General features: G+C 71.0%; 10 protein-coding genes. 3 read left to right on the plus strand and 7 right to left on the minus strand.

Translation table 11 applies throughout. The annotated features are described in order from the left end of the window. Nucleotides 1-119 precede the first annotated feature (119 nt). Genes V6U86_RS03205 through V6U86_RS03215 form a run of 3 tightly spaced genes read right to left on the minus strand, consistent with a single transcriptional unit; the run spans nucleotide 120 to nucleotide 3,846 of the window. On the minus strand, nucleotides 120-1,322 hold the full coding sequence (locus tag V6U86_RS03205) for an allantoate amidohydrolase (RefSeq protein WP_334498177.1): 1,203 nt from the start codon (nucleotides 1,320-1,322) through the stop codon (nucleotides 120-122). Beyond that, nucleotides 1,319-2,977: a urocanate hydratase gene (gene hutU / locus V6U86_RS03210; protein WP_334498180.1), complete on the minus strand. Its 1,659-nt coding sequence runs from the start codon at nucleotides 2,975-2,977 to the stop codon at nucleotides 1,319-1,321. The genes V6U86_RS03205 and hutU overlap by 4 nt, the downstream gene beginning before the upstream one ends. Before the next feature lie 17 nt (nucleotides 2,978-2,994). Then, complete coding sequence (locus tag V6U86_RS03215) at nucleotides 2,995-3,846, minus strand: MurR/RpiR family transcriptional regulator (protein ID WP_334498181.1); 852 nt, start codon at nucleotides 3,844-3,846, stop codon at nucleotides 2,995-2,997. 199 nt (nucleotides 3,847-4,045) lie between these two features. On the opposite strand from V6U86_RS03215, the gene V6U86_RS03220 reads away from it, so the two are divergent. The 3 genes from V6U86_RS03220 to V6U86_RS03230 all read left to right on the plus strand — a co-directional run bounded on the left by V6U86_RS03220 (nucleotide 4,046) and on the right by V6U86_RS03230 (nucleotide 8,908). Further along, nucleotides 4,046-5,950, plus strand: a complete 1,905-nt coding sequence (locus V6U86_RS03220; protein WP_334498184.1) for a trypsin-like peptidase domain-containing protein — start codon at nucleotides 4,046-4,048, stop codon at nucleotides 5,948-5,950. 20 nt (nucleotides 5,951-5,970) lie between these two features. Next, nucleotides 5,971-7,674, plus strand: a complete 1,704-nt coding sequence (locus tag V6U86_RS03225; protein WP_334498186.1) for an O-antigen ligase family protein — start codon at nucleotides 5,971-5,973, stop codon at nucleotides 7,672-7,674. A gap of 268 nt (nucleotides 7,675-7,942) precedes the next feature. Beyond that, nucleotides 7,943-8,908 carry a glycosyltransferase family 2 protein gene (locus tag V6U86_RS03230; protein ID WP_334498188.1) on the plus strand — a complete coding sequence of 322 codons (966 nt, stop codon included), beginning with the start codon at nucleotides 7,943-7,945 and terminating at the stop codon, nucleotides 8,906-8,908. 59 nt (nucleotides 8,909-8,967) lie between these two features. Here the strand turns inward: V6U86_RS03230 and V6U86_RS03235 are convergent, their stop codons facing one another. From V6U86_RS03235 to V6U86_RS03250, 4 genes are read right to left on the minus strand one after another with little or no spacing between them, the layout of a single operon-like run. Beyond that, nucleotides 8,968-9,678: a nucleotidyltransferase family protein gene (locus V6U86_RS03235; RefSeq protein ID WP_334498189.1), complete on the minus strand. Its 711-nt coding sequence runs from the start codon at nucleotides 9,676-9,678 to the stop codon at nucleotides 8,968-8,970. Beyond that, complete coding sequence (locus V6U86_RS03240) at nucleotides 9,675-10,715, minus strand: GDP-mannose 4,6-dehydratase (RefSeq protein ID WP_334498191.1); 1,041 nt, start codon at nucleotides 10,713-10,715, stop codon at nucleotides 9,675-9,677. The genes V6U86_RS03235 and V6U86_RS03240 overlap by 4 nt, the downstream gene beginning before the upstream one ends. Beyond that, on the minus strand, nucleotides 10,712-11,656 hold the full coding sequence (locus V6U86_RS03245; protein ID WP_334498193.1) for an NAD-dependent epimerase/dehydratase family protein: 945 nt from the start codon (nucleotides 11,654-11,656) through the stop codon (nucleotides 10,712-10,714). The genes V6U86_RS03240 and V6U86_RS03245 overlap by 4 nt, the downstream gene beginning before the upstream one ends. Then, nucleotides 11,653-12,684, minus strand: a complete 1,032-nt coding sequence (locus tag V6U86_RS03250; protein WP_334498195.1) for a glycosyltransferase family 4 protein — start codon at nucleotides 12,682-12,684, stop codon at nucleotides 11,653-11,655. The genes V6U86_RS03245 and V6U86_RS03250 overlap by 4 nt, the downstream gene beginning before the upstream one ends. Between the last annotated feature and the right edge of the window lies 1 nt (nucleotide 12,685).

Below are 12,685 nucleotides of genomic sequence, written 5' to 3' on the forward strand. Positions count from 1 at the left end.
GTTTGCGACATCAGCTCCAAAGGACGACGACAAGAGGTGCCGACCAGCGCCGCGCCGGAGACCACGCATCCGCGCTCGCCGGAGATCCGTGGCAGCCGCCGACCGGTTCGCCAGCACGTTCACGCGCATGTCAGCTCCTCCAGCACCCGGGCCAGCGCCCGTACCCCGGCCGCGCAGTCGTCGTCCGTCGCGGCCTCGGCGGGGGAGTGCGAAACCCCGGTCGGGTTGCGCACGAAGAGCATCGCGGTGGGCAGGTGCGCGGCGAGCACCCCGGCGTCGTGCCCCGCGCCGGTGGGCAGCACCGGCGCGTCGAGCAGGGTGGCCAGCCGCTTGGCCAGCCCACCGTCGAAGGCGACCACCGGGGTGGCCGACTCCTCGGTGACGGTCACCGTCGTACCGTCGCGGCGGGCCCGCTCGGCGAGCTTGCCGCGCACCGCGTCGACCAACCCGGTCAGCGTCTCCGGGTCGGCGGCCCGGGCGTCCAGCCAGCCGGTCACCTTCGACGGGATCGCGTTGGTGGCGTTGGGTTCGACGGCGACCCGGCCCACGGTGGCGTGCGCGCCGCGCAGCCGGGCCTCCTTGTTGGCGGCCAGCACCGTGAACGCGTAGGTCAGCATCGGGTCGCGCCGGTCGGTCATCCGGGTGGTACCCGCGTGGTTACCCTCGCCGACGACGTCGAAGCGCCACCGGCCGTGCGGCCAGATCGCGCTGGCCACCGCGACCGGCGCGTCCGTGTCGACCAGCGCGCGGCCCTGCTCGACGTGCAACTCCACGAAGGCGCCGAACCGGCCGAGCAACTCCGGCCGGGCGCCCGCCGGCCGGTCGCCGAGCGCCTCGGCGAAGCTCACCCCGGCCGCGTCGCGCAGGCCGGCCGCGCGCTCGGCCGACAGCGCACCGGTGAGCAGCCGCGACCCCAGACACGGTACGCCGAAGCGCGCACCCTCCTCCTCGACGAAGGCACCCAGCACCAGCGGCCGGTCCGGGGCGAAGCCGGCGGCGCGCAGCTCGTCCACGGCGAGGAACGCGCTGACGATGCCGAGTGGCCCGTCGTAAGCCCCGCCGTGCGGCACCGAGTCGAAGTGGCTGCCGGTGAGCACCGCGTCGGACGCCTCCGGGTCACCCCAGTGGGCGAAGAGGTTGCCGTTGCCGTCCTCGGTCACCGGCATGGCACGGCGCTCGGCCTGCGCACGGAACCAGGCGCGCAGCTCCCGCTCCGGCTCGGTCAACGCGTACCGCAGGTAACCGCCGCTGGCGGCGTCCCGCCCGACCGGCGCGATCTCGTCCCACAGCGCCCGGAACCGGGCGGAGAGGTCGTCGCTCATGCGGCGTCTCCCTCCGTCATGGGCACCCTCACGCCGGTGCGGTCGGCGACCTCGCGGGCGCTCTCGTAGCCGGCGTCGACGTGTCGGATGACCCCCATCGCCGGGTCGTTGGTGAGCACCCGCTCGATCTTCTGCCCGGCAAGGGCGGTGCCGTCGGCCACGCACACCTGCCCGGCGTGGATCGACCGGCCGATGCCCACCCCGCCGCCGTGGTGAATCGACACCCAGGAGGCGCCGCTGGCCGTGTTGACCAGGGCGTTGAGCAGCGGCCAGTCGGCGATGGCGTCGGAGCCGTCGGCCATCCCCTCGGTCTCCCGGTAGGGGCTCGCGACGCTGCCGGTGTCCAGGTGGTCCCGGCCGATCACCACCGGGGCGGAGAGTTCGCCGGAGGCGACCATGTCGTTGAACCGCACACCCGCCCGGTCCCGTTCGCCCTGGCCCAGCCAGCAGATCCGGGCCGGCAGGCCCTGGAAGGCGACCCGCTCGCCGGCCAGCTTGATCCAACGGGCCAGCGACTCGTTCTCCGGGAACAGGTCGAGGATGGCCCGGTCGGTCGCGGCGATGTCGGCCGGGTCGCCGGAGAGCGCCGCCCACCGGAACGGACCCCTACCCTCACAGAACAACGGCCGGATGTACGCGGGCACGAAGCCCGGGAAGTCGAAGGCACGCTGATAGCCGGCGAGCTGCGCCTCACCCCGGATCGAGTTGCCGTAGTCGAACACCTCGGCGCCGGCGTCGAGGAAGCCGACCATCGCGGCCACGTGCCGGGCCATCGACGCCCGGGCCCGGTCGGTGAACTCGGCCGGTTTCGCCGCCGCGTAGTCCCGGGCCTCGGCCAGCTCCACCCCCACCGGCAGGTACGACAGCGGGTCGTGCGCACTGGTCTGGTCGGTCACGATGTCGATTTCCACGCCCCGCACCAGGAGCTCGGGGAAGACCACCGCCGCGTTGCCGACCACACCGACGGAGAGCGCACGCCGGTCCCGCTTCGCGGCGAGCACCCGTCGCACCGCGTCGTCCAACGAGTCGGCGACCTCGTCCAGGTAGCGGTCGTGCACCCGACGGTCGAGGCGGGTGCGGTCCACGTCCACGATCAGGCAGACGCCGTCGTTCATGGTGACCGCGAGGGGCTGCGCGCCGCCCATCCCACCGCAGCCAGCGGTGAGCGTCAGCGTCCCGGCGAGGGTGCCACCGAACCTCCTGGCGGCCACCGCCGCGAAGGTCTCGTAGGTGCCCTGGAGGATGCCCTGGGTGCCGATGTAGATCCACGAACCGGCCGTCATCTGCCCGTACATGGTCAGGCCGAGCTGTTCGAGGCGGCGGAACTCCGGCCAGGTCGCCCAGTCGCCGACCAGGTTCGAGTTGGCCAGCAACACCCGGGGCGCCCACTCGTGGGTGCGCATGACACCGACCGGGCGGCCCGACTGCACCAGCATCGTCTCGTCCTCGCGCAGGTCGGTCAGGGTGCGGACCAACGCGTGGTACGACGGCCAGTCCCGCGCCGCCTTGCCAGTGCCGCCGTAGACCACCAGGTCGTCCGGGCGTTCGGCCACCTCGGGGTCGAGGTTGTTCATCAACATCCGCAGGGCGGCCTCCTGCTGCCACCCGCGGGTGGTGAGCTGGTTGCCGCGTGCGGCGCGAATGGGCTGGGTCATCTCTGGTTCTCCTCCGGTCAACCGAGGAACAACTGTCGGCGGGCCGCGGAGGCTTCGAACGCCTCCAGTCGGCGCTGGGTGTCGGCCGGCGCGGCATCGCAGATCGCCTGCAACAGCACCATGGCCAGGGTCATCGGGGCGGTGTGCAGGTCGAAGACGAGCTGCGCGCCGACCGCGGCGGCGAGCACCACGTCGGCGTACTCGGTGGCGGGGCTGACCGGCGAGTCGGTGATCGCCACCACGGTCAGACCGGCGTGGCGGGCGTCGCGCAGCGCGTCCAGGGTTTCCCGGGGGTAGCGGGGCAGCACGAAGGCGAGCACAGCGGACGCCCCAGCCTCGGCGGCCTGCTCCAGGCGGTCGGTGAGCAGGCTGCCGCCGTCGTCGAGGACCCGTACGTCCGGGTGCACCTTGGCCGCGAAGTAGGCGAAGTACGCGGCCAGAGGTGCGGCGGCGCGCAGGCCGAGTACCGGCAGCGGACGACTCTCGGCGAGCAGCCGTCCGGTTTCGGCGATCCGGTCCCGGTCGGCGAGCTGACCGGCCAGTCGGTCCAGGTTCTCCATCTCGGCGCGTACCGCCTGCTGGAGCTCGTTGCCGGCGTCCGCCGACCCGCCCGGCGTGGTGGCGGTGAGGTCGCGCAGCCGGCGGCGTAGCGCCGGGTAGCCGTCGTGGCCGAGCGCCACGGCGAACCGGGTGACCGACGGCTGGCTGACACCGGCCAACTCGGCGACCTCGGCGGCGGACAGGTACGCCACCGTGGGGGCGTGCTGCACCAGACAGTGCGCGATCCGGCGCTGAGTGGGGGTGAGCCGCACCCCGTGGAACAGGCCGAGCACCTGCTCGGCCGGTGCCCCGACAGCTCCTTTATTCACACGCTGACTCTATGCATGAAAACTTTCAATAAGCAACAGGCGCCGCGCGGTGCCTGTCGGCCGGCCGGCAAACCCTTGATGGACTGGGAAAAGGGTGCCTCGCGGGCCCGTCAACCCACTGTCGCGCCGACGACCACCGGGGCGGTGGGCGAGCGTGCTCTCTGTAGTATCCGCACGGCGGTTGAGCAGAGGAGTGCGCATGCAGCCGGTTGGTCCGTACAGGTTCACCCACATGCTGGGCACCTGCCCGGCCGGAAAAGCATGGGCAGCCATCGACGGGCAGGGCCGCTTCGTAACGATTGCCGTGCTGAACGCAGCCGTCGCGAATACTCCGGGTTGGCGCGAAGCCTTCGTCGGCGCCGCCAACAGCTTGGCGCAGGCACCCGGTGGCCAAACCTTCGCCTACGCCGACTTCTCCGCACCCGAGCCGTGGGTGGCGTACCCCGCGGAGGCCGGCCCGGGCGCAGAGCGGCTGTTCCGCGCGCTCGGCCAGGACTACCAGCCGGTGCCTGCCGAGGGTGGGGCCTCCGCTCCGGTCTCCGGCATACCGCAGCAGGTATCGGGCGTGCCGCACCAGGTATCCGGCATACCGCAGCAGGTCTCTGGCGTGCCGCAGTTGACCTCGGGCCCTCCGCCGGCGCCGTGGGCGCTGCACGCCGGCCCGCCGGTGGTGCCCGACCCCGCGCCCGCGCAACCCGTCGCCGACGAGCCGCAGCCGCCCGCCATCCCATCGACTGACGTCGCGCCACCGCACGATCCGTTCGCCGGGCCGGTGCGACGGATCCGGCCGTCGGAGCCACCGAAGCGCCGCACGGGCCTCTGGGTCAAGGTCGCCGCACTCGCGCTGGTGGTGGCGGTCGGCAGCGGCGTGGGAGTCTGGGCGCTCACATCTGACGAGCCGGCTGGCCCCAGCGCCCCGCCGACGGTTGGCGCCACCGCGTTCCCCACGGCCGCTGCCGTCGACCCACCGCTGAAGCCGTGGGCGCAGGCCGCCCCGTACAGCCCCGAGGAGCGTGCGTTGGCGGTTGCCGCGCCCGCACTCATCTTCGTCGAGACGGTCTTCACCGGCTACGTCCGTGACGCCAGCACCAATGCGCCGGTACGGGCCACGCCCATCACCTTCACTCGACGGTGCAGTGCCTTCGTGGTCACCCCGGACGGGCACGCCCTCACCAGCAGCGCGTGCGTCAAGCCCACCCAGGAGACCGTCCGGCAGATCGCGCTCGACACGGTGGCCCGGATGCTCGTGCGCGAGCAGACACTGCTCCCCGCGCAGGTCCAGGAGTACGTCCGGACCAACATGGGCAAGACGACGTTCACCGGGATCGATCCGGGCACCGAGCCCGGTACCGAGATCCGCGGCCAGCTCAACACCGCCAAGGGCAACCTCACCACGGAGCCGGCGATCCCGGCGCAGGTCGTCCGGGCGCTGCCGCCCGAGACCGGCAACGTCGCTCTCATCAAGTTGGCACAGGGGAGCCTGCCGGTGGCGGAGCTCAACCCCTCGGCGACCTTGGCCGAGGGAAGTTCCCTGCTGATTCTCGGCTTCGGGACCGCCGATGACGACTTCCGCACCGCCACGTACCGCCCGCGGTCGAAGCTCGTGGGCATCACGGGCACCGGTCGGCGGGGATCGGTGTCGATCTCCCGAATCAACCAGGATCTCGGCACCAGCTCCCACGGTGGCATAGCCCTGGACCCGAGCGGTCGGGTAGCTGGGATGATCGACCAGGATCAGGCTCGCCCCGACCGGGCAAATCGGGTGATTGTGCCGTCGTCGACGCTGAACGCGCTGATCGGCGAGGCCGGAACGGCAAACAAGCTCGGTGACTCCGACCAGTTGTATCGCAAGGCACTGGACGCCTACTTCGCTGGTCAGCACTCGGCGGCGATCGCCCAGTTCGATGGGGTCGCGCAGGCATCCCCCGGCAACCTGCTGGCCAAGGCGTACCGGCAGAATGCCGTGGAACGGCAGCAGAACGAGTCCGAGCCGAGCGACGAGTCGGTCTGGCCGATGGTGTTGCTCGCCGGTGCCGGCGGTGCCCTCTCCGTCGGTCTCGTCGTGCTCGTGGTGATGCTGGTCCGACGCCGTAGGGACGTGTGATGAACGGTTCCATCCAAAGCGTGGCCCCTGCGACGAACCGGCCCACCCGGCCGATCTCGGGGCTGCTCTCCACCGCGATCGTGGTGGTCGTCGGCGCGTTGCTGGTGCATGTGCTCCTCGAAACCTGGGCCCAGGTGCTGAGCGGGCCGACCAGCGTGGATCCACGAGCCAACCTGGACGGCTCCGCCCAGTGGCCCAAGCAGCTGAAGACAGCCCTCTACCTGGGGCTCGCCGGGCTGACGGTGGTCAAGGTCGCCGTCGATCGGCTGTGGCACCGGTTCCGTGCCGGCGCCGACCTGGCCCTGCTGGTGCTGGGGCTGGTGATGGTGCTCGCCGGCCTGGTGAACGACTCCTCGATGTCTCTGATGGGCGAGGCGCTGTTCGTCTACTTCCGTGGCGTCATCGTCTTCTACGCGCTGCGCGCCGCCGATCTGAACTCGACGATGATCCGGCGCCTGCTCGTCGTGGTGGCGGTGGTGGTGAGCGTCAACGTGCTGCTCGCTCTCGTCCAGATGGTCGTGGGCGAGCCGGCCTACCGCGTACTCGGCTGGGTGGACCTGACGTGGTCGGACCAGAGCCGCGCACAGGGGCTGCTGTCCCACCCGAACCACCTCGGCCACGTCCTGGGGCTGACCATGCTCGGTTTCGTCGCCTGGCTGGCGACCGCCGCCGACGTCCGGCGGCGCTGGTGGGCCGTGGCCGCCGTCGTCGCCGTCGCCATGTCGGCGACCCAGTCCCGGGAAACGCTGCTGGGCGTACTGATCGGCGCGGTGCTCATCGCGGTGGTGGCCCGCACCAACACGCGACGCGTCCTCGCCGTCTGTCTGCTGGTGGTCCTCTGCACGGTCGCTCAGATCGCCGCCCGTCCTGACAATCGGGCCGAATGGGAACGCCGCATCGGCAACGCGTTCACGAGCTTCGATCACCCGGCCGGCAGCGAGTCGTCCCCGCCCGGACCGGCCACGGCCAGGCCCACCCCGACGCCCACCGCTCGGCCGGACGATGGCGGAGCGGCGTCAGGTGGCCCCAGTACCTCGGCAAAGCCGTCGACGCCGCCCGGGTCCGGCGGCCCGCACGGCTCGCCGGCCGCGGTCACGCCGCAGCCCACCCACTCGCCCGCGCCAGTCCGCGAGATCCGGGTGCTCTACCTGCAGCAGGCAGCGAAGATCCTGCCGCGTCAACCCCTTCTTGGCTTCGGTATCGGCCAGTTCGGTGGTGTGGTTGCCGAGAAGGACAATCCGAACTGGCACAAGAACCCGAAATTTGGCCCAGGTGGCTTCAACCGCTACGGCTTCCAGGCGGTTCAGGTGGACTCCTTCTGGCTGCACCTGGTCATGGAGGTCGGCGTTCTGGGGTTCGGCGCGTACCTGGTGTGGCTCTTCATGATTGCCAAACCACTGCTGGCCCGGACGCGTCAACTACGTCGTACGGGCCACCGGCCGGCGCCCTTCGTGCTGTGGGGAATCGCCGCAATCGTATTCGCCTGCATCGTTGGCTTCCTCTCGCCTTCGATGGAGGATCCCCTGCTCCCGCCCCTTCTCTGGACGGTCGTCGGTCTGGCGTGGTGGGCCGCGCGACGCTCCGCACCCACCGAGCAGAAGGAGGCCGGGCCCACCGGTGTCGGTGGCCCCGCCGGTGCCCGGGAGGACGACACCCGTATCCTCGCCACCGACGAGATCCTGGCGCACGCGCGTCAGGTGCGCCCTCCGGCCGGGTTCCGCTGAGGTAGCGCGACACGCGTTTGTGTCACTACTCGTCCACATTCAGTAGTGGTGTGATGATGAGTGCATCGCTAGAATCCATCTGCCGCGCGCGGCGTCCAGATCGGGCGTCCTTCGGCGTGACGGTCCTACCGGAACGTCACCAGGGACGGCCAGCAGTGACCATCACGGGGGTTTTGGGCATGGGCGATACAAGTAGAGCCGAGGGCTCGTCCGCTGGCCGGGCACCGGTCGGCGCGGGCCTCACCGCGAGCGGCGGTCGACGCTCGCGGTGAGCGAAGGCCCTTTCGCGGTGCGCGCCGCCCAGTTGACCGACCGGGATCCCCGCGCACTCCAGCCACTGCCGGGCGCTCCCGGCCGTAACGTCGACGCTCCGACGGTCGGGCTCACCGGGCCGGTCCGTCCGGCCGTCGACGCTCCGACCGTCGGGCTCACCGAGCCGGTCCGCCGGGTAACTCCGGCGATCTCGGTCTGCATCGCGGTGCGCGACCGTCCCGAACTGCTCGTGACGTCCATCCGCAGCGTGCTCAACGGCACCTTCGACGACTTCGAGATCGTCGTGGTCGACGACGGCTCCACCGTGCCGGCCCAGGAATGCCTGGCCGCCGCCGGTCTCCTGGCCGACCAGCGCATCCGACTCGTGCGTCAGAAGCCATCGGGCATCAGCACAGCCCGCAACACCGCCCTGCGCGTCGCCCGCGGCCGTTACATAACCGTCCTCGACTCCGACGACCAGTTCACTGAGGACGGCCTGGCCCGCATCCAGGAGTTCCTGACGGAGACCGGGTCCCGCTGGATCTACACCGACTACGAAGAGCTGGTGGGCAACTCCGCTCGGGTGATCAGCCTCCCGTCCTACCCGACGGCACGCCACATGCTCTGGTCGGTCCTGACCCGTCCGCGGCTGCCGTTCAAGCACTCCGGCATGTCCATCGAGCGGGAGCTGCTGCTCCGCCTCGGCGGCTACGACGAAAAGCTACCCATCAAGGTCGACGTCGAGCTGGTCCTGCGGGCGCTCGCCGACGGCGTCCACCCGGCGCACCTCGGCCATCCGGTCGTCCGGTTCCACCGGCACGAGGGCAGCATCAGCCGCCGCCGGATCGCCGGGCTCAGCGTCTGGTTCCAGCTGATCGGCCGGTACACCCGACCACGGGTGCCGGGCCTGGCGCTGGTCATCAAGGCGGTGCGCGCCAGCAGCGAGATCGGCAAGTGGTTGGTCTCCGCGCTCGGGCGCTGAATCAAACGAATCGGCCCGGCCACCCCGTGGGGCGGCCGGGCCGATTCGTTGTGGTGCCGTCAGTCGGGCGGCAGGAACCCGGTCGGGTTCTCCGCGAACATCTTGTTGGCCAGGCTGTAGTCGTCCACCCGCCCGATGTCGAGCCAGAAGCCGCGGTGCCGCCAACTCGCGACCCGGCCGGTGGTGTTCAGCTGGTCGAGGATGAGTTGCGGCATGTCGTACGCGCCGGCCGGGATCTTCTCCAGCGCCTTGGGTGACATGGCGTAGGCACCCATCGAGACGTCGAGGTTCAGCGTCGGCTTCTCGTCGTAGCCGACCACGTCACCGGACTCGTCAATCTTGAGGATGCCCAGCTCGATCTTCTCCGACCGGGTGTAGACGCTGATCGTCACCGGAGCTCCGCTGCCCTGGTGATGCGCCATCAGGGCGGTGAAGTCCAGGTCGGTGAGCAGATCGCCGTTCATCACGAAGAAGTCGTCGACCAGGGACCCCGCCAGCTGGCGCAACGGCCCCGCCGTGCCCAGCGGCTGCTCCTCGCGGACGTAGTCGATGCGCAGACCCAGCTTGCGGCCATCCTCGAAGTACCCCTCCAGCAGGTACGCCAGGTGACCGGTCAACAGTGTCACGTCGGTGACGCCGTGCGCCTTGAGCTGGCGGAGCAGGATCTCCAGGATCGGGATGTCACCGACGGGCATCAGCGGTTTCGGAAAGCTGGTGGTGAAGGGACGCAGCCGGGTGCCGCGCCCACCAGCGAGAATGACCGCCCTCATACCACGTACCGGTCCACATCGAAACGGCCCAGGTTCGCGCGCACGTAGTCGACGACCTCGGCGAGGCCCTGACGCAGCGACACCGTGGGCTCCCAGCCACAGCGTTCCCGCGCCCGGTCGGTGCCGGCGATCAGTTCGAACACCTCACTCTGCGGCGGCCGGAGACGTTGGCTGTCCTCGACGATGTCGATGTCCGGCCGCCCCGCCACCTCCGCGATGAGGCGCGCGAGGTCGCCAATCGTGATGCCCCGACCGTTGCCGATGTTGGTGACCTTCCCGACGCACTGGTCGGAGGCGGCTACGGCCATGAACCCGTCCGCCGTGTCGGTGACGTACGTCAGGTCGCGCACCGGCCGCAGGTCGCCGAGGGCGATCTTCTCCCGCCCCGCCACCACCTGAGCGGCGACGGTGGGGATCACCGCGCGGGCGCTCTGCCGAGGACCGTAGGTGTTGAACGGACGGATCACGGCCACCGGCAGATCGAACGACCGGTAGAACGACTCGGCCATCGCGTCGGCGCCGATCTTCGAGGCCGAGTAGGGCGACTGGGGCTGGATCGGGTGGTCCTCGTCGATCGGCGTGTAACGGGCCGTCCCGTACGTCTCGGAGGTGGACGTGTGCACCAGCCGCCGTACCCCGAGATCCCGGGCCGCCTCCAGCACGTTCAGCGTGCCGGTCACGTTGGTCGCCACGTAGGACGCCGGGGCCACGTAGCTGTACGGGATCGCGATCAGGGCGGCCAGGTGGAAGACCGTGTCGCAGTCGGCGATGGCACGGCGGACCGCGAAGGGGTCGGTGATGTCGGAGTGCACCACCTCCACCGAGCGGCGGATCTCCGGGTCGACGTCGGCGAGCATGCCGAGGTCGGACCTCCCGGTGTACCGGACCATGGCGCGTACCTCCGCGCCGGCCCTGACCAGTCGCTCGGTCAGGTGGGAGCCGATGAACCCCCCGGCACCGGTGACCAGAACTCGGCGCCCCGTCCAAGCCCCATCGGTTGATAACGCCGTCATCCCGTGCCTCTCCTTGTCATTCATTGGCCGGCTCCGGCCGGGGTTGCCAACTCTGTCAGCAGGCCACGCAGGCTATCCCGCAACGGCGTCTCAGCCTTCCAGGGCGTCTCGGCGGCGAGCTTGGCCGCCGAACCCACCTGACAGCGGATGTCGCTGCGCCCGGCGACCACGTCAACGACGGACCAGTCCAGCCCGGCCAGGTCCAGCAGAGTCTCCAGGACCCGCCGGACGGTCACCCCGGAACCCGAGCAGACATTGTAGATCTCACCGGGCCTGCCCAACTCCGCCAGCTCGACGTACGCCCGTGCGACATCCCTGACGTCGGTGAAGTCGCGCACCGCGTCGAGGTCGGCGACCTGAACCCGATCGGCGCGCCCGGCCACCACGTCAGCCACCCGTCGGGCCAGCGAGCCGGCAACCGTGGCAGCGTCCTCGCCCGGGCCGACATGGTTGAAGGGCCGGGCGGCCACCACGGCGATCCGCCCGTCGGCGCCGAGCGCGAGGGCCAGCGACTCCGCTGCCGCCTTGGCATGGCCGTAGGCGCCCATGGGTCGGGGCAACGTCTGCTCGGTGATCGGGTTCAGCTCCGGGGGCACCGCGCCGTACTGCGCGGAGGATCCGGCCAGGACGAGACGTGCCGGACGGCCCGACCGGGTGTCGACCCGGCGCAGCTCCTGACAGAGGTTGTAGGTGGTGTGCACGGCATCGGCCACCACGTCCGCCCCGCTGGCCCCCCGCTGGGGGAGGGTCGCGGCCAGGTGGAAGACGACGTCGGGCCGTACCGCCTGGAGCCTTGCGCGGACCGCCTCCGGGTCGTGCAGGTCAAGCTGGTGGTAGGTCTCACCCGGGCCGGCCTGCTGCGGCCGGCGACCCAACCCGACCACCCGCTCACTGTTGGCGGCGACCAGGCGACGCAGGTGGGCGCCGACCCAACCGTGCGACCCGGTCACGAGGGTGGTGCTCACGATCCGAGCACCGACCGGTAGATCTCGGCGATCCGCTCCGCCACCAGGCGCTCGTCCAGCCAGCTGCTCCGCTCTCGTCCGTTCGCCCGTGCCCCGTGGTGCAGCACCTCGCGGACCCGGTTGGCCAGCTCCGAGACCAGGTGGTCGCGAGCCGCCCCGGCGACCGGGCCGGCCGGGAACGGCACGACGGCTCCCGGCCGTACGTCGGCCAGAACCTCGGCGACGTCTCCGACGTCGACGGTGACGACCGGCAGGCCCATCGCGGTGGCTTCCTTGACCACCGTGGGTGAGCCCTCGCTGCCCGGTCGTGACGTGAACAGCATGACGTCGGCCGCGTCGTACTTGCGGACCAGATCGGCCTCGGGCTGGCCCGGCGCGGACAGGATCAGCTCCTGCACCGACGGGTCCTGGCGCCGCAGCTCGGCCAGCGCGTCGCGAAAGACGTCGTAACCCTTCACCGCACGGCCGGGGTCGGCGCCGAAGAGCACCACCCGGGCGTCGGGGGCGATGCCGAGCGCTCGCCGGGCGGCGACCCGGTCACCGGGCTGGAACAGCTGGAAGTCGACACCGTTGGCCACCACGTGGCCGGCGGCGTCACCGGCCGTCTCGGCCAACCGGCGGGACACGTAGATCCGGGCCCGCGTGCCACCCCAGCCCAGCTTCGTCATGAAACGTTGGCGGGGGGCGTTGACGTCACTGCCATAGAGCGACAGCACCCGGGCGGGGTGACCAGCGAGCCGCGCCGCCGGTGCCGTCATCCCGTAGTGCACGTGGACGATGTCGTACCCGCCCGTCCGCGCCTGCCGGCGGATCCGGCCCGCGGCGGTGAAGTAGTCGAGTTTGCCGCGGGACTGTGCGACCACCTCGACATCGACGTGGTGGCCCAGCGCGCGCAGCGCGGACACCTGCCGCTGCACGAAGATTCCCCGGTAGCTGCCCTGCTCCGGCCAGAGGTTCGTCACCGCCAGGATCCGCAGGGTGCGCTGCTTGGCGAGGGGTGGGGACAACTGCTCGGACGTCTCGTTCACG

The sequence above is a fragment of the Micromonospora sp. CPCC 205558 genome (assembly GCF_036902955.1).
Lineage (GTDB): Bacteria > Actinomycetota > Actinomycetes > Mycobacteriales > Micromonosporaceae > Micromonospora.